Here is a 24,597-nt window from a genome sequence, read left to right as displayed (position 1 = left end):
TTGGTGTTCCTATGCCTATTCTTTTTTTATTTTATCTTCAAGAACAATATCCAACACTTTTTATCATTTTATTTTTCCTGTAAAACCGTATAGGAATCATTCATACAAATTTCATTCTGTTTTCTATGGATTGGTGCTTTCACCATCCCTATCATGATCAGCACACCGACAAACGATACCGCAATACTGATATAAAGCAGATTCCATAAGCCAAATGTTGATTTAATGATTCCGCAAAGAACCGATCCTATCATCTGACCGACGCCGACAGATGCTACATTGATAAAAGATACGCCTTTGATCACATCGGAATCCGGCAGATTTTCCATTACAAAATAAACACTTGCCGCATAAAAAATACTGAGTCCGAGTATTTCAAACCCCTGTGACAAAATGATCAGGGCAACACCGGGTGCAAAGGTTGTCGCTGCTGCACGCAATGTACAAAAGAGTGCACAGACTACCATCATCTTATCTACCGATATCTTTCTTCTTACATAAACAAAGACCAATGCAAACGGAACTTCTGATGCTGCAAGCACAAATTCGCCAATTCCAAATGCCGTATGATTTCCACCGGCATGATGAATAATATCAATCATATAGGTTGCATTCAGATTATATCCCATAAAGACAAACATACAGCCAAGCAAAAAAAGAACATACTTTGGAAAATTTCTCAAAATATAAAGAGAACTATGCACCGTATCATTTTCTCTGTTAGATCTGTTTGCATTCTGTGCATTGCCATCCGTCTTTGTATCGCACGAAAAATCAACCGGATCCATCAATAATACAATAACCATAAAAAAAACGGTTGCTGCAATCTGTACCAGTAAAATCTGATTGACACCAAAATAATCCGAAAAAACACCAAGCAGCACACAGGCAACTGCCCAACTCGCAGAACCGACCGCTCTTGATACCGTATAATTCATACATCGCCCATGATTCATATATTGCACTGAAAGAGAGTCAACGATCGCAGAAAGACAATTGACTGCCATACCATACAAAATAAAGATCACAACCGCTACCCAGAAATTTCTTCCGATCCACCACAACAGTCCTGCCGCAAAAATCCCTAATCCGCCTAATAATAACATGATCCTTTGCAATGGGATCGTCTTAGCATGCTTATCCGAAAAAGCAGCCAGCCATACTTGAAAAACAATTACAGACAAATACTTCACGGCATTCAGACAACCGATCTCTAAACCGGAATATCCTTTTCCCTCCAAAAGAGGTGTCACAAAAGCCAGACCTACTGCTGCCAAAAACCAATACGCCCCTTGCAAAGCCGCATACTTAACCGTCAACATTCTCTCTACCTGCATACGCCCTCCTTCCTGCACTTACACCACATCCGATCCCCTATCCATTCTCCTTTCGCCAGCTCTGTATTTTCTTTTATTGATGCGTCATGTTCAAGGTCTCTATATTCGTATTTCTATTTATTTTGCCTTTTGGGGCACTGTCTCACCTTGTAAGGATATCTAAGATTTTTGGCTTTTTTGCTATGATTATGGGCGCTCTCATCTAATATAGGGGCAAGACCTGTCTGATGTACATTGCTGTTTGGGAATCTCAAAGGCCGTCGCCACTTGCGCTTCAAAAAGATGATCAGCTTTTTGAAGTGCTATGTGTGCGCTACGTGGCTTTGCGAAGCGGGAGCGTGTCCCAAACAACAATGCTACTCAGGCTGAGTCGCCCCTATAGTCATGACCCACGCCCAATCAGCAAAAAAGCCTAAAAAATCAGATATCCTAACAAGCTGGCGTGTCAACCCAAAAGGCAATAATAAAATAGAAATACGAAATTTACAAAATGAACATGACGCCTTATAAAACACAATAATATACTGTCGAAAGGATATGGTCAGATCAGATATGGAGTATCCCAGACTTTGAGTTTGGTTCCGATGTTGAGTTCCTGTGCCTTTTTGTAGCATTCGTATCCCCATCCCACATCAAGGATTGGCATACCGCCCAGACTGACTAAGAAAATCTGATCATCACTGACTCTCGCCGGTGCAATGCCGCGCACGATGTCACCGAGGTGGTAGACTTCTTTGCGGTCGATCAGACCATCATCGATCATGTTGACAAAATACATTCCGGGGGTACCTGATGGCTTACGGCTGCCATCCTTGTCACGTTCCTCATATACCTGAATATATTCTTCATACATATGAATATTATCAACTACTTTTGTCATTTTTTCTCGCATAAAGTCAAAATCTGTTATATCCATTGTGCCGGATGAAATAACAACACAACCCGCTTTGATCCATTCCGGCTTGATCTTAGGCCATTTCCCATGTGGAACAGAAACAGCTTCGCTAATGATATCTGCATCCCTGATTGCTTCTTCCAAATCCGCACAGACAACAACATTTTTGACAGAAGGATATTCCTTCTCAATAAATTCTTTCATCACATGAGCGGTTTTTGATGTTGGCGAACTGCCTTTGATCTTAACCGTTTCAATCTCAGGAAACTTTGCCATATATGCCATAAAGCAGGTCTTGTTGACAGCACCCGGACCTAACAGAGAAACTACCTTCGTGTCTTTCTTTGCCAGATATTGTGCAGTCAATCCCGGCATCGCACCGGTCCGCATGGCACTTAACAGATTGGCTGACATATAAGCAAGCGGCTGACCTGTTTCAATGTCATTTAACGTTACCATCAAAATAGATCTTGGAAGCCCTTTTTGTGCATTACGTCCATTGGATCCATACCATTTCTCACCTGCCATATGAAATCTACCACCCAGATATGCAGGCATTGACATAAAACGGCGGTCTCTTGAATCATCCAGAGGAAAGTTTTCAATTTTGGATTTCTTTGGAAAGATCAACTGAATGCCATGATCATTATGGCCGCGCCCTCCCATCAGACAGTCACCTTTACTCAGCAGACTGACAACTTCTGCCATAGTATCCACACAGCGTCCGGCATCTAAAACTCCGGCTTTTAACATATCTTCTTCATTTAAATATAAAAATTCTACTTTTGAATCTGTCATCTTTATCATATCTCCTTTCCAAAAACATAAAGCTGTATCAATAAAGACGCAAGTCAGATCTTACCAACTTGCGTCTTTGCTTTTTGTCAATTATATTTATATTTTGCATATGAGTATAACTTTTATTTATTTCACATAATTGCCCGTATTGCGAATGTAGCCGGTCGTAACGACAGCTCGGGCGGAAATGCTGCTTAAACCTTAAATGGAACGGGCTTTTTTTCGGCGTATTGTTATCATATTGACCAGTTCTTTGATCAGATAAGCAAGCATAGCAACCATGCTGACACCAAAGATAATCGTTGTTAATGCATTGATCTCCGGCGATACACCTTTCTTGATCATCGAATATACTTTCATTGGCAATGTTGCTGTCTCTGCATTTGCAAGAAAACTTGTAATGATCAGATCATCAAGTGCCAGTGAAAATGCCATAAATGCACCGGACATAACACCCGGAACAATTGCCGGAAGTGTTACATGCATGAACGTATAAAATCGATTGGCACCGAGATCCAAAGAAGCTTCTTCGATGGAAGGGTCCATTCCTACCAGTCTTGCTTTGATCGTAATATAGACATAAGGCAAGACCAGCGTTGTATTACCTATGATGATTGTTCCCATACTCAGGTCGATTCCTCCCTGTGTAAAGACCAAAAGTGTTGCGATCGCAAGTACGATCTCCGGAATAACAATCGGAAAATAAATAGAATTTGTGATCAGCTTTTTTCCTTTGAATTTCGCATTCATAAATCCGACTGCTCCCATCGTTCCGACAACGACACCCAGAAGCGTTGTAACAACAGCTATAAATAATGTCTTACCAAATACCATCCAAAGTTCCGTGTCCTGAAACAGCTTTGTGTACCATTTTGTTGTAAATCCTTGCCATACCACATTTGCACGGCTGTCATTAAAGGAAAAGACTACCATTACAACAACCGGTGCATAGAAGAACAAAAAAATCAGGATTACATATAACTTTGAGATAACGGACAATGTTTTTTTCTTTAATTTTCTTTTATCCATAAGCTATGCCCCCAAATCATCAAGATCGCCACCAAGTTTCGTATAAATAAATAACATCAGAAAGATCACAATTGCCAGAACCATGGCAAGCGCTGCACCAAATGGCCAGTTACGTGAGATTGTAAACTGACGATAGATCAGATTACCTACCATCATATTCGTACCGCCGCCTAACATATCCGTTACCATGTAATAACCAATACACGGAATGAAAGTAAGTATGACGGCTGCAAAAATTCCGGGCGAGGTTAATGGCAATGTTACTTTCATAAAAGTTTTCACCGGACCTGCACCAAGATCCTTCGATGCTTCGATCAATCCTTTATCCAACTTCTCAATCGATGAAAACATCGGCAGGACTGCAAACGGCAAAAACATATAGATCATACCTACAATAACCGCAAAGTTATTATATAGAAGATTCAATGGCTTTTTAATCAAATGCAGATTAAGCAGAAACTGATTGATCACGCCGGTCTTGTTCAACATAATGACAAAACTGTAAAGAATGACTAATCCGCTTACCCACAAAGGAAGCATCATAAGAACTGTTAAGATTCCTGAGGTTTTCTTCTTTACATTTGCAATAAATGCTGCAAGCGGATATCCAAGCAGAACAGTCAATAACGTTGTCCATAGTGCAATAATAAGAGACTGCTTAATAACTGTAAAATAGACCGGTTTAAACATTTCTGCATAATTTTCAAATGTAAACTTATAAACGACTCTTCCTAACGGTCCTTTTGTCATAAAGCTCATAAATGCCAGAAGAATAATCGGAAGAATAATAAAAAGTACTGACCAGACTGAGATCGGTCCACACATAATAATGGATGCAAGCCTGGTTTTAAAGGATTTTTTATCCTTGCGTTTTCTTTTGTTAGGCTTTGCAAGCAGCTGCTCTTCATTCGTCTTCGTCATCGGCAACCCCTCCTTCAATATCCCGGACAGCATCTGTATTGACCAGATGTTTCTCTTTGATCACAACACCCTTATCAAGCTCCCAGTATAGATAAACCATTTTACCGATATCCGCAAGATCTTCTGAACGAAAACGATTCACTTTGATCTCCGTTCCATCGTTCAAAGTGATCATCATTTTGATGATATTACCAACATAGATATGCTCTTTTACTACACCTTTCAAGTTAAAACCTTCTATCGGTGTCTCCGAAAAAAGCATATTCTCCGGACGGACTGATACAGATACCGGATCATTGACCGCCAGACTGTCATCGGGATCTTCTACCGTACCACGGCCAACTTCCATACCGATCACTGCTTTATGATCATGATCTTCCAGAACGATCGCATCTAAAATATTTGATTCTCCGATAAATCCTGCTACAAACTTTGTCTTTGGATGCTGATAAATGTTGATCGGTGTATCAATCTGCTCTAAAACACCCTGATTAATGATTGCAATACGGTCACTCATGGTCAACGCTTCTTCCTGATCATGTGTGACGTATACAAAAGTAATGCCAAGCTTCTTTTGTAATCGTTTTAATTCAATCTGCATCTGCTTACGAAGCTTTAGATCCAATGCTCCAAGAGGTTCATCAAGCAAAAGCACTTTAGGACGGTTGATCAATGCTCTGGCAATAGCAACTCGCTGTTTCTGACCACCGGACATCTGTGTGATCCGTCTTTTTTCAAAGCCTTCAAGCTGAACTAACTTCAGCATATGTAATACTCTTTCTTTGATTTCGTCTTTTGGCACTTTCTTAACTTTTAAGCCATATGCTACATTGTCAAAGACATTCATATTAGGAAAAAGAGCATAATTCTGAAAGACCGTATTAACATCACGCTGGTATGGTTCTTTCTTTTCTACACTTTCACCCTGTACTTTGATCATTCCCATCGTTGGAAGTTCAAATCCTGAGATCATTCGAAGTGTTGTTGTCTTACCACAGCCGGATGGACCAAGCAATGTAAGAAATTCACCTTCAGCAATATTGACATTCATATTTTTTACAACATGGTTATCTCCATACCATTTTTCTACATTCATTAATGATACTATTGTTTTACTCATATGCATTATCTCCTAACTTCCTAGTTGATGGCATCAGAGCCACGTTCATTGGTACGGATACGCATAGCATCAATAATATCCGTAACGAATACTTTACCATCACCATTCTTTCCTGTACCAACTGCTGTTGAAATGTCTGCTAAGATTTCTTCTGTCTGTTCATCTTCTACCACAACAAACACCATGATCTTAGGAAGCAGATTAATGTCTTCTCCTGTAAAATTCATTTCCGGAAGATAACCTTTCTGACGGCCACATCCCATAACGGATGTGACTGTCATACCCTGACAATTATGACTTGCTAATACTTCTTTTAAACCGACTAATTTCTCCGGTCTTGTTACTACCTCTATCTTTTTCATAATAATATTCCTCCATTCCTTCTATATCTTTTATGATTTAATGTATTTATTACTATTTACTGCAGGCTCAAGCTTAATATTTTGTATGTTGCTTTATACTTTTACTACCGGCACTTGCTTGGCATGTTGTATTGCTTTTATACTTTTCTCATTACCTACAGTGCCTGCAGACTTTGCAGCTTTTTAATCTTCGCCCATTAATTCTGTATAATAGGTATCCATCAAACTGATCAGGTCATCATCAACTGCCACACACCAACTCTTCTTTTCAAGCTTTTCATACTCCGCAATAGCCGGGTTATCATAATATCCATCCGGCAGATATGACTTGATCACATCCGCTTTTAACAGAGGAGCTCCACCGTTTTCCTTATAACATTTTGCCAATGCATCCGGTTCCAGCATATAATTGATAAATTTCTCGGCTGCAGATTTCTTTTCAGAAGAAGCCGGTACTGACCAATACTGACAGAACATCTCATAATCAGAATCAATATCTGCAACAGCAAATTTATCCCAATTATCTTTACTATCATTACAGAGCGTTATATAATCCCAGCAAAGAGCTACACTGCACTCTCCGTTTTCAAGCTGTGATACTGCACTCTCACCGACGAAGGCTTTTACATTCGTCTTGATCCTCTTTAACAATTCATTTGCTTCCTTGACCTCACTTTCTTTCTTAGATGAAGCTTTATAACCCAGTGCTTCTAAAGCTGCTCCGTAAAGTGAAATCGTTGAGTTGACCATTGCAACCTGACCTTTCAGCTTTGGATCAGCAAGATCAGAGAACTTTGTAATTTTGATCGGACAGGTTTCCTTATTATATACAATGCCTGTGTAACCCGGTGCCATATCAGGACAAGTATATTCCATCTTCTCATCACCGGTTGCTGCCGGAATACCATCCGCAATATTTTTCTTATTTGTCAACGATTTATTATCCAACTTAGCTAACAGATCATTGTCTACAAAAGTCTTAACATATGCTGATTCCAGATCGATCACATCATAATTGGCATTTCCTTCGACTAACTTTGAAATGATCGTATCTGTGTTATCAATGTAACTTACATTTACCTTAATGCCAGTCTTTTTCGTAAAGTCCTTAAATGCATCTTCTGACCAGGTACCTTCCCAGACTAAAATGTTAATACTGTCTGCTTTTCCACTACTGCTGCTCTTTGATGAACCACAACCTGTCAGACTTCCCAAAACCATAACTGCAGACATTGCTAATGCTAATAATTTTTTCATTCTCATATGCTGTCCCTCCTTTGATGTAAAACATGAATAACTATTTCCATATCGATAGCAAAAAGCTGTCATACAAATAACCCCTGCTGCTGTGCAGGCATTTTGCTGATTTCATAAAAAAAGAAGGGTTCTCAGAGCTCCTGCATTTTTGTCTCCTTTGACCTTCTTTTCCAAATAAAAAAGTGCAAAGCCAGCGCTTTGCACTCCAAGAATTGCTAAAGCAATTCTTGCTGGTGTACCGCTACTGTACGAGCAATTTCCTATTCCATAACAAAAAAGGTCAATGAATCCATCTTGTCTTCATTGACCTTTTGCTTCGATATGTAATCTGCAACTTGTGTCACAGATTTTTGATACGCCTATCTTAGCACCTCTCATTTTTTGTGTCAACAATTTTTTGAACATTTTCCTCACTTTCGCCAAATTGTCATATTATTTTATGATTTTAAGATTATTTTGTGACAATATTTACAAACACTATATTTTTAATTTCTGACTATCTGTATCTTATAGATTTCAGCATAATTACAAAACAATTTAAACGGGATACTAGAATGCCTGATTAAAGATTTCAACAATGTCATCTTTTGTCAGTTCCACAAAGCTGCCTTCGCATCCTCTGGCAGCCTTTACTGCCATTTCTTCAAAATATGTCTTATCTGTAATGCCGATATCGCGAAGCGTAAGCTTTAAGCCCATATCACGAAATACCTGTGTTGTCTTTTCTATCGCCTGATTAGCGATTTCATAACGATCTAATGACGGATCAATTCCAAAGACATTGATTCCATAAGTCACATACATATCAACCGTCTTATCATTTAATGTATATTTCATGACATAAGGAGTGATGATCGCCAATCCATGACCGTGTGTTACATCATAATATGCACTAAGCTGATGCTCGATCGCATGACATGGCCATGCTCCTGACTTACCACAGGCAATAAAGCCGTTGATCGCCCAGCTTGAGGTCCACATCAGATTTGCGCGTGCATCATAATTGTCAGGTTCTTTCACTGCGATTGGGCCATATTTGATACAGGTCTTTAAAAGTGCTTCCATAATGCGATCCTGAAAAAATGTATCCTTCACACCATTGAAATATACTTCAAAAATATGCGACATCATATCGGCTGTTCCTGAAGCTGTCTGATATGCCGGTACCGAATAGGTCAATGTCGGATCCAGAATCGAATATTTCGGATAGATCAAATCACTGTTAATATCTAACTTCTCTTTCTCTTCTTCATTCGAAATAACCGCAAAATAATCCATCTCCGAACCGGTTGCTGCTAACGTTAAGATCGTAATGATCGGCAGTGCATTTGTCACGAGACTGTTATTAAGTACAATGTCCCATGCCGGTCCATCATAATAATAAGCTGCCGCAATTCCTTTCGCACAGTCGATCGTGCTGCCTCCACCGATCGGAAGTACAACATCAATACCCTTTTCACGGCAGATCGCAACACCTTTTTCTACTGTTGTAACACGTGGATTTGGCTCTACGCCTGATAATTCCTCATATGCAATATCATTTTCTTTAAGCAAGGCAACGACTTTATCATATAAGCCGGTTCGCTTAATGCTGCCGCCACCATATACGATCAGTACTTTCTTGCCATACTCCTTTACAAACTTCGGAAGATTTTCCAAAGTGCCTTCACCAAATGCCACCTTTGTCGGAATTGAATAATTAAAATTCTGCATGATATTATGTACCTCCTTTTTGTTATAAAAAGTGCAAAGCCAGCGCTTTGCACTCCAAGAATTGCTAAAGCAATTCTTGTTGGTGTACCACTACTGTACGAGCAGTTTCCTTTTTCATAAAAAGTGCAAAGCCAGCGCTTTGCACTCCAAGAATTGCTAAAGCAATTCTTGTTGGTGTACCACTACTGTACGAGCAGTTTCCTTTTTCTTAAAAAGTGCAAAGCCAGCACTTTGTCAAAAGTTTAATGACACATTAAACTTTACAAGAATTGCTAAAGCAATTCTTGTTGGTGTACCACTGCTATACGAGCAGCTTTTATGCTCTATAAAAAAGCAGATCACTACCGACTGCTGTCGACATTGACCTGCTTTTTATGTTTTTAACCTTATCACGAAAGGGCATTTGTGTCAAGCTTCATGCCAAAAGGAAGAAGTTAAAAAACATTCAAAGCATCTAACAAAAGGCACAAAGTACCAAAAGAACCACCATAAGGCTGTCTTCCCCGCCAAATGATGGTTCTTTTTTATAGAAATCAATATTACATTAATGACAATTATGCATACTTAGCTGTGTTTAATTTCACACCAGGTCCCATTGTAGATGAAATGGAAACACTCTTGTAGTACTGACCTTTTGCAGCGGCTGGTTTAGCCTTTGTGATTGCCTGCATTAAAGCGTCAATATTTTCAGCTAACTGCTCTTCTGTGAAAGAAGCTTTTCCAACAGGAACATGAACGATATTAGCTTTGTCAAGTCTGTATTCAATCTTACCAGCCTTGATATCGTTTACAGCTTTCGTAACATCCATTGTTACTGTTCCGGCTTTAGGGTTTGGCATTAAGCCCTTTGGTCCGAGTACACGACCGAGACGACCTACAACACCCATCATATCAGGAGTAGCTACTACAACGTCGAATTCAAACCATCCATCATTCTGGATCTTTGGAATTAACTCTTCACCACCGGCATAATCTGCACCTGCAGCTAATGCTTCATCAACCTTGTCGCCCTTAGCAAATACAAGAACTCTAACCTTTTTACCTGTACCATGTGGTAATACAACGGCACCACGGATCTGCTGATCTGCATGACGTCCATCAACACCAAGTCTAAGGTGAGCTTCTACTGTTTCATCAAATTTAGCAACAGCTGTCTTCTTTACTAAGCTAACTGCTTCTTCAACTTCGTACTGCTTTGTTCTGTCGACCAACTTAGCAGCTTCTGTATATTTCTTTCCTCTTTTCATAATTAAATAACCTCCTAGTGGTAGTAACGGCGGTATGATGACACTTATGTGTCGCCTCCCACAACGTTCAATACAATAACACTCTTTTTTTATCTCAAACGGTTGTAAATCCTGTTACTTGTTTACAACAATTCTCATTTTTGCGATTTTCTATTCTTATGCGATGTGCAGTTTTCACTGCGATTTTCTTTCTTAGTCCTCTACAGTAACACCCATGCTGCGAGCTGTACCAGCGATCATGCTGATAGCTGCATCAATAGATGCTGCATTTAAGTCAGGCATCTTTGTCTCAGCGATCTCCTGAAGCTGAGCCTTTGTAATTGTAGCAACCTTAGTTCTGTTTGGTACACCTGAACCAGATTCGATCTTGCATGCCTTCTTAATCAATACAGCTGCCGGAGGAGTCTTTGTAATAAAGCTAAAGCTCTTATCCTGGTATACAGTGATAACTACAGGAATTAACATACCTTCCTGTCCTGCTGTCTTAGCATTAAACTCCTTTGTGAACTGTACAATGTTTACTCCGTGCTGACCAAGAGCAGGACCAACAGGTGGTGCCGGTGTTGCCTTTGCAGCAGGAATCTGTAATTTAATATATCCTTCGACTTTTTTAGCCATTTTAACTTTACCTCCTATAAAATTCACGCAATATGCATGATTTTTCGTATTTCGTCTGTTCGTATCTCTGACGAATACCTTTTTCTTAGAATAAAAACTTTTCTAACCACAACACATCTAAAAAAAGATGCTGCTACACATGACTTTGCACAATGCAATGTTCTGTGCTTTGTTATACTGCTTCAACATCGTTGAAACTAAGCTCAGTAGGTGTCTCACGACCGAAGATATCAATACTGATCGTAACCATTCTCTCTTCGTGGTCAATCTTACGCACAATACCTGTCGTACCTTCCCAAACACCGGATTTTACCAAAACGGAATCTCCGATCGTAAATGGTACATTCGGAGCATCAACTTTTAAGCCCATGCTTGCCATTTCTGCATCTGTCAATGGAACCGGCTTTGATCCCGGACCAACGAACCCCGTAACACCTCTTGTGTTACGAACAACATACCAGGTATCGTCATTCATGATCATGTTAATAAGAACATAAGCAGGGAACATTTTCTTTTGAACTGTCTTCTGCTCGTCTTTTTTCTCTTCAACAACATTCAACATAGGAACGGATACTTCAAAGATCTGATCCTGAAGATTACGGTTCTCGATTGTTTTTTCGATATCCATCTTTACCTTATTCTCATATCCTGAATAAGTATGTGCAACATACCAATGTGCTTCTGTATCTGCCATAAGTCTATCACCTTATCCTATCTGAATAATCTTATCAAGTCCTGTCTTGATAACAAAATCAAGCAGAGCAATGATAACGCCTAAAATTACTGTTACAACAACTACAGCCGTTGTCTCTTTAACAACTGTGTCCTTATCCGGCCAGATAATTCTTTTGAATTCTGCCTTCAAAGAACGAAAGAAACCGGCTTTTTTCTTTGCAGTTTTTTCTGTCTTTTGTGGTTCCTTCTGTTTTTCTACTTCTTTCTTGATATCAGAATCTCCCATAATTCACATTCCTTTCCGAGTACAGGAAACTATTTTGTCTCCTTGTGTAATGTGTGTCTTCTACAGAATCTGCAATACTTCTTTGTTTCCATTCTGTCAGGATGTTCTCTCTTTTCCTTTGTCGTATCATAGTTACGCTGTTTGCACTCTGTACAAGCTAAAGTAATTTTTACTCTCACGACTTCGTACCTCCATATTTAATATTCTGCTTTCACATGCCTCACGGCTCAACGTGCCAGACCGCATAAAATCTAGCTTTTCACGCCAAAAAGAATTTTGGGCATAAAAAAAAGACTGTTACATCGCCCATTTACTATATCACGTACTCTTTGCCACGTCAAGAAAAAGTCGATAAATTCCGAAAGATTTTGTGCTGAAATTTTCCGTTTTAAAGGTTGCTTTCCAAATCAGGACTTTTACCATCTTACTCTTTTTTGCAATATATGATAAGATAAAACACAAAAACAATACTGCTTTATATATTCCCGGAATCTTCAAGCACAAAAGTGCGGCAAGCGTGCAACGCTTGGATTTTAGAGTTATTATATCTTGAATTCGCAACACAGGAGAGCTTGCTTTCCCCAGCAGAATTCATGAACGACATTTAGAAAATGGAGGCTGTGATGAAAAAAAATGATCTTATTTTAATAGGAAGTGTTCTTGTTGCCGCACTCCTTTTTTTCATCGGATATCGTGTGATCTATCATAAAGACGGAAGCTATGTCATTGTGACCGTAGATGGTATGCAAAAGGCTTCTTTTCCGCTTTCGGAAGATACCACGTATACGATCAAAGGAGCCAATCATGGTACAAATCTGCTGGTGATCAAAAACGGAAGTGCATTGATTCGTGAAGCAAACTGTCCCGACAATCTATGTGTCAAACAAAAATCTATAAAAAAAGAAGGCGAGACACTTGTCTGCCTTCCTCATAAAGTGATAGTAAGTATCAGTTCTTCTGATCCGTCCGACCATAGCGAGCTCGATGGTGTAGCCAACTGATCGGTAATGCAAAACGGGCATTATAACAATTATTAATCATTGCTGTACTAGCAATATGAATTAAAGATCAAACCACTATATAATGAAGTAATATAGGAATATCCTTTTGCCGGTTTACTGTAATCCGGATAACTGACGATCTTTTTATCAATGTATTCAACCGGATTCAGTTTTACGCTGTCCATCTTTGTAAAAAGTCGATTGACAAAAGGCGACTCTTTCGAAAACAGTTTTTGCATATCACCATCTTCAATCGCCTGCATTGCAAGAGATGTATCCAGTTCTATTGCACCATCCTGATTAAAGTTCAGACCGGCTGCTTCTAATTCGTTCTTAGAACTTCCAATGATTCCTTTTAATTCCCGCAAAAGTTTTGCCGGTGTATCTGTCTTTTTTTCAAACGAAACATTATTCTTTACGATTGTATTATAGTCATCCACAAAATCCTGAACGCGTTCAATGATCAAATCGCTGTCCGGATGGTAATCCACTCTTGCTTCCTGATCGGATGGGTTGAGCAAGGACACTTCTACCGCTCTTCCTAATGTAAATGTGTTTGACATGGATGTTTTCTTAGCACCATTTAATGTAAACTCTGCACTTTTGGGCATAACAGACACCTGATTCATCGCATAATAATCAACAATGCCATGTGATTGCTTGTTCGTGCCTGTATCTTCAAAACGAAATGTCACATTGCCATCCGGTGTACCGACCGAAGTCGACTCCAGACGCATCGCAATCTTGCCGGCTTCTCTTGATACCGGCTGTGCATCAATACCGATCTTTGCTTTTGTAATAAACTTACATAAACCACCGATCACATCACGATGATTCGCATCATCTTTGATATTATATTGAAAATCATATCCTGCATCATTGACAGTTACTTTAAACTGATACGTGCCAGCTGCTAAGCCTTTTCCGGTTTCATAAAACTCTTTTCCAATATTGATCTGTGAATTTGCAAGATTTTTTACCTGAATCGTAAACGGACTCGGAAGCTGTTCTTCATTGTCATTGATAAGTGTTGCTTTTACCTGCTTTGTATCAGATGAACTTGCTTTCTTCTTTTCAAAAACAGAATCCGGCGAATCATCTGCCATGGTCATTAAGGACTCATTGATCTTCATGGAGTATTCTTTCATTCCAAGCACAAACGACTGTTTGTCATTCGAAAAGTCGAGCAGATATACAGGAGAAGTCTGTGTAATCTGGCGGATCTTCTTGACAACAGAACGAAGCTGCTTTGGATCATTGACATATTTGGTTGTGTATTTCGGATTAAACGTACCTAATAAATGATTGTATACACTTGTATCCATTCTGACCACTCCTTTCCCTGGATATGCTGCCACATACCGGACTCCTTTCCGGCTCTTTTTGTGGTTTTGATCAGTCGTTACTAATACACCATGAAATTTGATAAAGTTTTAGTTACTTTATAATAACTCAATTTTGTCAATTTGTCGATAAAAAAAGCAAAATTCGGCAATATGCCACCTAAATTCGGTATAACGCCTCCCAAAATTGTAACGTTATACTAAGCTTATAGGATTCGCCCATAGGAAATCGCAGACTCTTAACAGTCGAAGTTTATATAATAGCCGGGCAGATGCGAAGCATCCTTTTCAATAAAAGGGAACACGTTTAGTAAGTTTACTTGCTATAACTGTTCCTTTTTATTGAAAAGATTCCCGAATGGGCACGGCTATTCTATAAAATAAATCTGTAACATTCAGCAGGTTTACCTGTTGCAACTATTCCTTTTTTATCGGAAATCTTCATAAAACAGCCACCGGAACAAAAATGTCCCGGTGGCTGTGTCATAACATTTCTAAAATCTTTTGTTTTAAAACGATTATTTTACAATCGGTGCAAAACGAACACGTACTTTTGGAAGAGACTTTAACTCTGTATAGTAATTTGTCATCCAGTCATCACCCTGAGTTGCATCATTTTCGCCGGAAGCCGGTGGTGCAAAGATCTTCAAAGTCATATCAGCTTCACCATCCAAAGGTTTCTTAAAGAAAGCACTCATCATATCAATACATTTTACACCCGGTGCTTTATAGAACCAATGTCCGTTCAGCTCCATCATTAAATTCATATCAATATTGTCTTCATCAAAGTATACTTCACAGAATACCGGATTCGAATCAAAATGAATCGGAAGTGCAACACCGTCTGCATCTTCTGATCCGCCCCAGCGTAATTTTGCAGGAAGTGTAATCTCATCCCCCTCATCCATAGAAGGGCTGAAGAAATCTTCATGAATGATCTCACGGTATGTCTCTAAGATTGGCTGTTCAATACCGACATCTGCATTGTTTGGATCTTCAATCTCTAATCCAAGGCGTCCACGGTCACGCATCTGATATAAAGTAAATCCGGATAACCATTTTTCCTTATCTGCTTTTAACATCTCACAGAAATCTTTTAACATCTGTGCCTGATCATATGCACCGGTAACATCACCGTCTGCATTGAACTCAGAAAGAACCATAGGCTTTTTCACGCCATTATTTACAACCGTATAACGCTCATAGCTGTTCTTAGCAAGTTTATAAATCTTTTCTACCGTATGACGTGCAAAAGTGTCTCCACCTTCCTCTGCCACATCATATGGCCATCCCCAATGAAGAGCCATGTAACGGTCAACAGAAACGATATCCGCCGCACGGGATGCTTCCGCAAAAATGTCTTCCATTTCCATTTTTTCATCTTCAAGCTCCTTGCAGCCATCCAGACAGATGATCGTCTTAACATTTGGAGCTTCTCTATGAATGATCTCACAGCAATGTGTAAAGAAAGCAGCCACTTCTTCATACGATGCACGCTTGTTGAATGAGAACCAGTCACCGGTTGCCTCATGATTGATACGAAGCTGTACACGACCAAAAGTACGCAGATCCTTTGCGATCGCAATAATATGATCATCTGTAAGCTTTGGATCGATCGTCATGGTAAGAAGAACATCCTGACCATGTCTGCGGACATCACGCATATATGTAAATGGTTCATCATCCAATGTACCATTTAAGCCACCCTTATATGTAAAATAATCGTCATATGGGAAATCCCATGCAAACTGTACAGACGGATCAGCATGTACTACACTGGCACGTCCCGGCCATTTATCATCATTTGGATAATAGCAATACATCAGGTTGATCGCTCTATGCGGTCTGCCTAATTTCTGAAGAATATAATCCTGATTGACATATTCGCCACGTTCACTACCATCTCCTAAATCTACAGCACACTGTGCCGGTCCCATATGAAGAGTCTTTAATTTTAAATTACTCATTGTAATCCTCCTATCTTTTTTCTTTCACGCACGCTTGTACATTCTGTCTTCACATTTTCTATTCCTCTGTTGTTTTCCCCTTGATCATACAAAGTGTATAAGAAAACAATAAACGCCAATGTGATAAATGCACATACATGTTTATTATACGAGATAATGCACCTGATACGCAACTGAAATTTTACGTTATCTTTCGGACATCTTCTACACGAAAAAAAGGATATCTTAAAAATCCATTTTGCGTCAGAAAATAAAACATCCTCTTTAAAATTCATTTCTGCATAAAAGTGAAGTACGTCTTAAAAAACAAAAAGACCAGATCACTCACTTACCCAATGATCCGGTCATTTCGTGTACTTAGAGTACCTTTATCATCACTACCTTCTCCGCAAAGAAAACTTTCTTATCCCACGGTATTAACCATAAAACAGTGCTTTTTCTTTATCGCAGTTCTGATAAAAAGCATATTAGAACCATCCCCATGATTCTTTCAATCACAAAAGATACTATAGCACATCGTATCGTAATTTTCAACTATAAATTCTGCATTTTAAATTATTTTTTGTTATAATTGCACAGAAACATACATTTTACCATGGAAATAGACATTTTGCAAAAAAACATTTACTGCAAACTTCAGACATATCAACTGCGTTGCAAGCTTTGTCATCCTTAGCTGTAAAATGTGCTCTTGGAATCTTCTAAACAAAAAATCCCAAGAGTATATTAAACCCTGATCAATCCCAGTATTAAAAGATGCACCGGATAGAACAGATAGAAAAACCATTTTGAAAATATTTTTGCTCTCTCCATACGTTTTCCATTATAAAAGAACATAAGAACGATTCCGGCAAGTGCAATGCCTGCCATACTTCCCAACGCGTATATTATATTGGTCTGCACCGGGAACCTGCCAAGACCACCGACAAAATTAAAAGCTCCAAACAAAAGCATAGAAAAAAGAAATGCATACTTTTCCCGACTTTTTGCCCGATGACTCCATATAAAGAGCAATGTAAAAAACGGTGCTAAGATCGCCCAGTCGCAAACGACAGAGAAAAATACCAAAGCCAGAACATATACGATCTTTAAGGCTTTATTCGTTACTCTTTCGACTACGAGCAGAATTCCAAAGCATACCAGAAGTGTAAAAAGCATATTCAGATTTTCAAATTTTAAAATTCCGTTTTGCGTAAATGCCAATGAATATGGTATTTGGGAAAGCAAAGCAAAAACGAACAATCTCATGGCATATTTTTCTTTTGAATGCGTATATTCAAACCCTTCCACAAGAAAATAGCACATCGTAATTGCCGTAAAATAGCCCAGATCCAAAAAGATTTCTGCTAACAAATCGCCTGGCTGCATAAAAATAGTAGAAATGTGATTGAGTAACATGGTCAACATGGCAAGATACTTGATCACATCTCGATTTAAAATTTTGTATTTTGATGTCATTTCATTCTCCATGACATTCCCCTCCTTTCCGGATCTGCACCGACCAAAGCGAAGCGCAGACCTTGAACCCATGAATTCATAAAATTCTTTCATCTTTATATCGAAAACAATTCTTTCTAATCAGACACTCCATTCTCCCTTCCGACGTGCGGAAGATGGGGTGCACGAGATCCGGGGGATCTCGGCTCTGCACCGACCGAAGCGAAGCGCAGACCTTGAACCCATGAATTCATAAAATTCTTTCATCTTTATATCGAAAACAGTTCTTTCTAATCAGACACTCCATTCTCCCTTCCGACGTGCGGAAGATGGGGTGCACGAGATCCGGAGGATCTCGGCTCTGCACCGACCGAAGCGAAGCGGAGACCTTGAACCTGGGTTCAAGGGACGCTTCGGCTTCGGAAAAAGAAAAGACTCAAACGTTTTCTCGTTTGAGTCTTTCTTTTTCTCAATGCGGAAGATGGGACTTGAACCCACACGTCGTTGCCAACACTAGATCCTTAGTCTAGCCTGTCTGCCAATTCCAGCACTTCCGCATTTCATTTACATAAATGCAACGAACGATATAAATAATACCACTCGATAGTTTATCTGTCAACCCTTTTTTTAAAAATCTTTATTTTTTGCAGCTTTTTTCTTCCACTTTTTCAGTTCCTACTTGCAAGATTCCATTTTACTCTTCTATAAAACCATAAAAGGGAAATACTATTTTTTACAATAGCATCCCCCCGATCAACTGATTTTTACTGTGTGATCCGATCGATCACATCCTGATACTGACCATTCACTTCTTTGTTGACTTCCTGTCCCTGCTTTTTAAACTCTGCCGACTCGGATTCCGTAAGTTCTGTCACCTTACATCCTGCTTTCTCGGCCTGCTTGATCGCCTTTTTGTCAAAATCTTTGAATGCCTGTCTTTGTTCTTTGGAAATTTCTTTTGCAACATTCTTTACTGTTTCCTGATCCTGTGATGACATCTTTTCCAATGCCTTCTGAGATGCAACAATCATTTCCGGGATGCAGGTATGTTGATCAACCGTGATATATTTTGCAACCTTATAATGCTCTGTTGATATATAAGATGGCCAGTTATTCTCTGCACCGTCGATCGTGCCTTTTTTAATTGCATTATAAATATCATTATAAGCGATATTTACCGGTGTTCCTCCGTTCATCGACACCAGCTTGATCATCGGATCTGTATTTACACGTAATGTCAATCCATCCAGATCGCTTGGTGATTTCACTTCTTTCTTGTTATTATAGAAGTTTCGGCTGCCACCGCTAAACCAGCATAAACCAACCATGTCATTATCTGTCAGTCCCTTTGCATTTAATAGGTCATTTCCAACCGAACCATCCAACACTTTCCACATATCATCCTCGGAGTTATACAAATAGAGCGATTGAAATGCTTTCATATCTTCTACGTAGTTTGAAAGAGGTCCGGATAATCTTGCAAAATCAATACCATCCACGCGTACCTGCTCCATCTGGTCTGCCTCTGCACCAAGTGTGTCACCATGATATACTTCAATATTCACTCTTCCGTCTGTTTCCCGGTACACTCTTTTTGCAAATTCATCACAGGCTTTTGCAGTCGGATGATCTCCTTCCTGTACATCAGACATGATAAATGTGGTTGATTCTGTTTTCTTGCCACAACCGGTAAATACCATCGCCATTGCCATTATACATCCGGCAAGCACTATTTTCTTCTTCATAATACTCCTCCTGCTTATACACGTTTAAACTTATCAATATTGTTCACTAACTTTTTCGCTGATGCATCCGTATCGGTCACTTCATGCTGAATTTCTGCCATTCCGCTTGTCAGATCACTCGCATTCTCTGCCACAACATTAATACCATCAGAACATTCATTGATCGTTCCTGATATATTTTGAATCATTTCTTTAACATTTTGCATCGTATCATGAAGCTTATTTGCATTACTTTCGAATTTTGCAAGAATGGACTCAAAATTATTTGCATCTTCATTATACTGCTTTCCGGTTTCTACCAGTATATCATAATCCGGCATAACCACATTCATAATAAATGATATCATCTTATTGGCATTATCAGCCAGTGCATTAACGGAATCCGTAACATCTGCACTGATATCCTGAATATTATTTGCCGTCTCACGACTTGAATCAGCAAGCTTTCTGATCTCATCCGCAACTACCGCAAAGCCCTTTCCTGCTTCTCCGGCTCTTGCTGCTTCAATCGAAGCATTTAATGCTAAAAGATTTGTCTGACTCGAAATCTCAAGAATATCTGCCGTCAAAAGATTGATCTGTTCTACATTTCGGCTTCTTTCCACAGCACTTTCCATGATCTGACGCATTTCACCTGCCATTGCTCCGGTGTTTTCTTTGCTCTCAACACCTTTTTTACTGAGCTCCTGTGCCGTATTTCTTATTGATTTTGCCATGGCAGTTCCTTCGGTCGCCTGTGTCGCGATGTCAACAACTGCTTTGGCAACTTCTTCTGAACTATTATTAATATTATCTGCCACACCGGAAATTTCCGTCATGCTGACTGCCAATTCTTCCATAGTTGCAGATACATCCGTAATATTTTCATCGGCTTTTGTAATCTGTCCTGTGACACTTTCTACATTTCTCATCATAATTCCTGACTCGCTTTTGATATCAGAAATTGTTAATTGTAATGTTTCAATAAACTTGTTAATGCCTCTTACAAGCTGTCCTACCTCATCCTTTGTCCGTTCCTTCACGCGCTTTGTAAGATCTCCGTTCTTATGTTCCATGTCTTCTACAATCTCTTGCAGTTCTGCGGTTGCTTTCTTGGTAGGAACTATGACTGTCAAATATGTAACCAGCATTCCGCCCACAAACGCAAGCAACAAAAATACTCCGGCAAATATAAGAACCCTGTAACACAATGTCGTTGCCATAGATAGTTCTTTCTGTGCCCGGATCATATTCGTCTTGTTCAAAACAGTAACCGACTGAATATACACTTTCAGATCCGAGGTCTGATCTGCCACCTGTTCTTCGGCAGTATCCAAATCATAGATTTTTCCACTTGCAATCTGCTCTAACACAGCACTATATTGTTTTATATAGGCATCATATGCTTTTTTCAAACGCTGTATCGTTTCTTTTTGTCTTTCACTGATTGCATTATCTTCCAATGCTTGCAAAGAAGATAACACATTTCCCTGTGCACTTGTAATATCTGACCGTATCGAATCTTTATCTTCTTTTAACATATAATCTTTCAGATCATTTTCCAGATATGCTTCATTAACGGAAAGCGTATTTACTTCCTGAATGCTGTCGAGGTATTCATTACCGATATTCTGATTGATCTTATCCATATTTTTAACCTGCACTGACACTATTCCGATTCCGGCAAGACAGATCACCAAAATAAGCATAAATACGCTCAATATTTTTGCTCCTATTCTTTTTCTCATGGTATCTCCTCCATATTTCTCGTCATTTTTTAACTATTTATTTTAATATCTTATTCCTTTTTGACACAATTTTCAATCCCTTCCAAATTAAAAAGATGCGTTTTTGTGACGAATTTTGTCGTCAAAGGGCAAAATTGCCTTTTTTATTTCTAAAAGGACACTACATCTGTTTTCGAACCACACGGTACTCATCACCGTTATAATAATATGGACAATGTTCACGCTTGTCCGATAAAAAACGTGCAAGATCATCTTCATCCATATTGACATCGCAAACATATTCTTCATACTCTTCATCATATACCAAATTCGCACAGGTATCACATTCTGCCATGATTTTTCCTCCTCTCTTTGTTCCTATTATAGCAGATTATCAGCTAACTGTCTGCCTAATGTGTCAGATTCGTAAGGATCAGACTTGCTGCCATGCCTGCAAAGGTACTGAGCAAAGCACCAAACAGCAGCCATCTTCCATTTGTAACACCCTTTCCATTTTCATCCTTTGTTGCCTGGAAATACACGGAAATCGTATAAAATATCGTCTCGGAACAGCACATTAGCAATGCTGCCAGATACCCCTCTCTGGAATCGACTCCGAACTTTTTAAAAATATCTAATGCCAGCCCTGTAGCAGCCGATGACGAAATCATTTTAATAATTGATAACGGCAATACGGCAACAGGAAAACCGGTCAGATCGGCAAGCGGCTTTAAAATAACAGAAAGTACATTAAAAAAGCCGGACTCACTAAGAATGCATATTGCAACCATTAACCCCACTAGCGTAGGTAAAATCCTGAAAACGATTTTCAGACCATCGGTCGCACCTTTTAAGAATGCATCGAAAATGTCTGTTTTAGCCAAAAGACCATATGCTACAATGTACATGATCACTAAAGGAATCATCAGATTTGATATAAAAGTTAATATCTCCATATGAAAGCCCCCTACACGTTGTCTTCCCATACATAAGCAAATTCTATCTCTTTTATTGCGAATCAAGACATTTTTCGTTATAATCAGATTATGATAAATTTTAAGCTTTAGAACTGAAAAACGTGTGAAGAAATGAGGATTTATATGAACACCGTATTTATTGCCGATGATGAATTGATCATTCGTCAGGGATTAAAATGTATAATAGACTGGAGTGCTTTAGGATTTGAAGTGATCGGTGAAGCAGCAAATGGTGAGGATGCATTACAATTTATCACAAAGTATAACCCTGATATGGTTATGCTGGATATCCGTATGCCAAAGCTTACCGGGCTTGATGTTGTCAAGCAGGCAAGAGAACAGGGATATAAAGGAAAAGTCATTATTTTAAGCGGATTTACGGATTTTAAATATGCACAGTCTGCGATCCGCTATGGTGTCGAATATTATCTGACAAAACCTATTGATGAAGACGAACTTTTTAATACGGTCAAAGAGATCAAAAAACTGCTTCTAGACGAAGCCCAGAAGAAAGAAGAGATGGAAGAATATCGTTCCAAGGCCCGAAACATGATCCTGCAGGACATTTTAAATAACAACATCCCATCTACTGTTGATTTTCAAAATCTGAACTTACAGGCAGATGTCTACCAGGTTGTAATCTATGAGAAATACAGCCACCATGCTTCAAAAATGACATATCGTTTCTCTGACCTGTTAAAAGTTACCAACACTGATAACAGTTCCTACGAAAATATTACTTTAGATGACAATGAGATCCTGATTCTAAAGGGACCATTTACGATCAAGAAATTTGAAGAGTTTTTAGAGCATTATGACCGTGAGCAGAAACCACAAACCAATTCTCCGCTCGATTCTCTTTTTATTACATATGGACGTATTGTATCGGATATTGAAGATATTCACATTTCCTACCAGGAAGCGCTCCGCCTCTTGCAGCGCCGCTTTTTTTGCGAACACAAACAGCATACGATCGGCTACAGTGAACTGCCGGATCTGACGCAGTCGGATATGTATTCTTTAAACAACGACATTTTACAGGATTATTGTGAGCAGCTGATCGGCTATATTCAGGCTGCGAAAAGAAATCAGGTTGCTGAAACCTTAAATGAATTAGAGCATAAATTATATTATTCCAGTAATACGATCGAACGCATAAAGCTCTTTTTAACGGATCTATATTTGTCGATCAAAGAAAAGATTTCTCATCTGTATCATAATGCAAATATTCCGTTTCCGGGAAATGCAGAGATCATTAATCTGATCGGCGAAAAATATTACCTCTATGAGATCATTCTTTTCTTCACGGAACAGTTTGAAATGATCATGCGTGCGATCGGTAATCCATCCAGTGATGGTGTAATGGACGATATCATCCATTATATTGAGCATAATTATATGGATAACATCAAGTTAGAAACGATTGCTCCGCTTTTTGGCTACAACAGTTCCTACCTTGGTAAGATCTTTAATAAGAAAGTCGGCATGGGATTTAATATGTTTGTTGATCAGGTTCGTATCAGCCGCTCAAAAGAACTTCTGACCGACACCGACTTAAAAGTATATGAGATTTCCGAAAAAGTCGGCTACCGAAATGTGGACTATTTCCATACCAAATTCAAAAAATACGTCAACCAAAGCCCGGCCGAATTTCGAAAGATCCACCAAAAGAAATAAACGAAACACCACTTCCCATCCCCTCTGTGACATCATAGAGGGGATTTTTAACGTGCTTTATCCAAAGTTTACAATTCGCATTTCTATTTATTTTGCCTTTTGGGGCACTGTCTCACCTGATAAGGATATCTAAGATTTTTTGTTTTTTTGCTTTGATTTTGGGCGCTCTTATTTGATATAGGGGCAAGGCCAGTCCTGAGATACATTGCTGTAGGGGTACTTCCAAGCCCGTCGCCACTTACCTGTCAAAAAAGGGAACAACGAAAACGTTGCTCCCTTTTTGATAGGTTATGTGTGCGTTACGTGGCTTGGCGTAGCGAAAGCGTGCCCCCTAAGCAATGTTATCCAGACTGAGTCGCCCCTATAGTTATAACCCGCGCCCAATTAGCAAAAAAACATAAAAATCAGATATCCTAATCAGCCGGCGTGTCTTCCCAAAAGGCAATAATAAATAGAAATGCAAAAGTCAATTTTATAATAAAGCAC

22 protein-coding genes and 1 tRNA gene are annotated in these 24,597 nt (G+C 39.1%); 2 read left to right on the top strand and 21 right to left on the bottom strand.

What is annotated here, in order from left to right:
* Positions 1 to 68 precede the first annotated feature (68 nt).
* From H8700_RS02535 to rpmG, 13 genes are all read right to left on the bottom strand, one after another.
* Positions 69 to 1,337 carry an MFS transporter gene (locus H8700_RS02535; protein ID WP_249302832.1) on the bottom strand — a complete coding sequence of 423 codons (1,269 nt, stop codon included), beginning with the start codon at positions 1,335 to 1,337 and terminating at the stop codon, positions 69 to 71.
* 541 nt (positions 1,338 to 1,878) lie between these two features.
* Positions 1,879 to 3,030 carry a tyramine oxidase subunit B gene (locus H8700_RS02530; protein WP_249302830.1) on the bottom strand — a complete coding sequence of 384 codons (1,152 nt, stop codon included), beginning with the start codon at positions 3,028 to 3,030 and terminating at the stop codon, positions 1,879 to 1,881.
* A gap of 201 nt (positions 3,031 to 3,231) precedes the next feature.
* Complete coding sequence (locus H8700_RS02525; RefSeq protein ID WP_022142143.1) at positions 3,232 to 4,059, bottom strand: ABC transporter permease; 828 nt, start codon at positions 4,057 to 4,059, stop codon at positions 3,232 to 3,234.
* Between the two features lie 3 nt (positions 4,060 to 4,062).
* Positions 4,063 to 4,980: an ABC transporter permease gene (locus H8700_RS02520; protein ID WP_249302828.1), complete on the bottom strand. Its 918-nt coding sequence runs from the start codon at positions 4,978 to 4,980 to the stop codon at positions 4,063 to 4,065.
* Positions 4,964 to 6,100, bottom strand: a complete 1,137-nt coding sequence (locus H8700_RS02515) for an ABC transporter ATP-binding protein (RefSeq protein WP_022142141.1) — start codon at positions 6,098 to 6,100, stop codon at positions 4,964 to 4,966. The genes H8700_RS02520 and H8700_RS02515 overlap by 17 nt, the downstream gene beginning before the upstream one ends.
* Positions 6,101 to 6,120: 20 nt before the next feature.
* Positions 6,121 to 6,462 carry a P-II family nitrogen regulator gene (locus tag H8700_RS02510; protein ID WP_022142140.1) on the bottom strand — a complete coding sequence of 114 codons (342 nt, stop codon included), beginning with the start codon at positions 6,460 to 6,462 and terminating at the stop codon, positions 6,121 to 6,123.
* A gap of 183 nt (positions 6,463 to 6,645) precedes the next feature.
* Positions 6,646 to 7,725, bottom strand: coding sequence for an ABC transporter substrate-binding protein (locus H8700_RS02505; RefSeq protein WP_249302826.1), 1,080 nt, complete (start codon positions 7,723 to 7,725; stop codon positions 6,646 to 6,648).
* Positions 7,726 to 8,268: 543 nt separating this feature from the next.
* Positions 8,269 to 9,432: an iron-containing alcohol dehydrogenase gene (locus H8700_RS02500; RefSeq protein WP_022142138.1), complete on the bottom strand. Its 1,164-nt coding sequence runs from the start codon at positions 9,430 to 9,432 to the stop codon at positions 8,269 to 8,271.
* Positions 9,433 to 9,986: 554 nt separating this feature from the next.
* Positions 9,987 to 10,679, bottom strand: a complete 693-nt coding sequence (rplA, locus tag H8700_RS02495) for a 50S ribosomal protein L1 (RefSeq protein ID WP_022142135.1) — start codon at positions 10,677 to 10,679, stop codon at positions 9,987 to 9,989.
* A gap of 192 nt (positions 10,680 to 10,871) precedes the next feature.
* Positions 10,872 to 11,297 carry a 50S ribosomal protein L11 gene (gene rplK, locus H8700_RS02490; RefSeq protein ID WP_249302824.1) on the bottom strand — a complete coding sequence of 142 codons (426 nt, stop codon included), beginning with the start codon at positions 11,295 to 11,297 and terminating at the stop codon, positions 10,872 to 10,874.
* 172 nt (positions 11,298 to 11,469) lie between these two features.
* On the bottom strand, positions 11,470 to 11,991 hold the full coding sequence (gene nusG / locus H8700_RS02485; RefSeq protein WP_022142133.1) for a transcription termination/antitermination protein NusG: 522 nt from the start codon (positions 11,989 to 11,991) through the stop codon (positions 11,470 to 11,472).
* 12 nt (positions 11,992 to 12,003) lie between these two features.
* Complete coding sequence (gene secE, locus H8700_RS02480; RefSeq protein WP_022142132.1) at positions 12,004 to 12,258, bottom strand: preprotein translocase subunit SecE; 255 nt, start codon at positions 12,256 to 12,258, stop codon at positions 12,004 to 12,006.
* Positions 12,259 to 12,287: 29 nt separating this feature from the next.
* Positions 12,288 to 12,437, bottom strand: coding sequence for a 50S ribosomal protein L33 (gene rpmG, locus H8700_RS02475; RefSeq protein ID WP_249302822.1), 150 nt, complete (start codon positions 12,435 to 12,437; stop codon positions 12,288 to 12,290).
* 444 nt (positions 12,438 to 12,881) lie between these two features.
* On the opposite strand from rpmG, the gene H8700_RS02470 reads away from it, so the two are divergent.
* Positions 12,882 to 13,259, top strand: coding sequence for a NusG domain II-containing protein (locus H8700_RS02470; RefSeq protein ID WP_249302819.1), 378 nt, complete (start codon positions 12,882 to 12,884; stop codon positions 13,257 to 13,259).
* A gap of 47 nt (positions 13,260 to 13,306) precedes the next feature.
* Here the strand turns inward: H8700_RS02470 and fliD are convergent, their stop codons facing one another.
* From fliD to H8700_RS02430, 8 genes are all read right to left on the bottom strand, one after another.
* The gene (fliD, locus tag H8700_RS02465) at positions 13,307 to 14,584 is read right to left on the bottom strand and encodes a flagellar filament capping protein FliD (RefSeq protein ID WP_249302817.1); all 1,278 of its coding nucleotides are present in this window, start codon (positions 14,582 to 14,584) and stop codon (positions 13,307 to 13,309) included.
* 536 nt (positions 14,585 to 15,120) lie between these two features.
* On the bottom strand, positions 15,121 to 16,569 hold the full coding sequence (locus tag H8700_RS02460) for a glycoside hydrolase family 26 protein (RefSeq protein ID WP_022142129.1): 1,449 nt from the start codon (positions 16,567 to 16,569) through the stop codon (positions 15,121 to 15,123).
* A 726-nt stretch (positions 16,570 to 17,295) separates the two neighbouring features.
* Positions 17,296 to 18,039, bottom strand: coding sequence for a TraX family protein (locus tag H8700_RS02455; RefSeq protein ID WP_249302815.1), 744 nt, complete (start codon positions 18,037 to 18,039; stop codon positions 17,296 to 17,298).
* 440 nt (positions 18,040 to 18,479) lie between these two features.
* Positions 18,480 to 18,563, bottom strand: a tRNA-Leu gene (locus tag H8700_RS02450).
* A 207-nt stretch (positions 18,564 to 18,770) separates the two neighbouring features.
* Positions 18,771 to 19,751, bottom strand: a complete 981-nt coding sequence (gene dctP, locus H8700_RS02445) for a TRAP transporter substrate-binding protein DctP (RefSeq protein ID WP_249302813.1) — start codon at positions 19,749 to 19,751, stop codon at positions 18,771 to 18,773.
* 14 nt (positions 19,752 to 19,765) lie between these two features.
* Entirely contained in the window at positions 19,766 to 21,478 is a 1,713-nt protein-coding gene (locus tag H8700_RS02440) for a methyl-accepting chemotaxis protein (protein WP_249302811.1), read from the bottom strand.
* A 160-nt stretch (positions 21,479 to 21,638) separates the two neighbouring features.
* The gene (locus tag H8700_RS02435; RefSeq protein ID WP_022140694.1) at positions 21,639 to 21,812 is read right to left on the bottom strand and encodes a DUF6472 family protein; all 174 of its coding nucleotides are present in this window, start codon (positions 21,810 to 21,812) and stop codon (positions 21,639 to 21,641) included.
* 55 nt (positions 21,813 to 21,867) lie between these two features.
* A complete protein-coding gene (locus tag H8700_RS02430) occupies positions 21,868 to 22,413 on the bottom strand; it encodes a nucleoside recognition domain-containing protein (protein WP_249302809.1) in 546 nt (181 codons plus the stop codon).
* Positions 22,414 to 22,557: 144 nt separating this feature from the next.
* Between H8700_RS02430 and H8700_RS02425 the strand changes: the two genes are divergently transcribed.
* Positions 22,558 to 24,111 carry a response regulator gene (locus tag H8700_RS02425; RefSeq protein ID WP_249302807.1) on the top strand — a complete coding sequence of 518 codons (1,554 nt, stop codon included), beginning with the start codon at positions 22,558 to 22,560 and terminating at the stop codon, positions 24,109 to 24,111.
* The last annotated feature ends 486 nt before the right edge of the window (positions 24,112 to 24,597 follow it).

It is taken from the genome of Jutongia hominis (assembly GCF_014384965.1).
GTDB classification, from domain to species: Bacteria; Bacillota; Clostridia; order Lachnospirales; family Lachnospiraceae; genus Butyribacter; species Butyribacter hominis.
The sequence above is the reverse complement of the archived record's forward strand: the minus strand, read 5'-3'. Positions and strand labels throughout refer to the sequence as shown.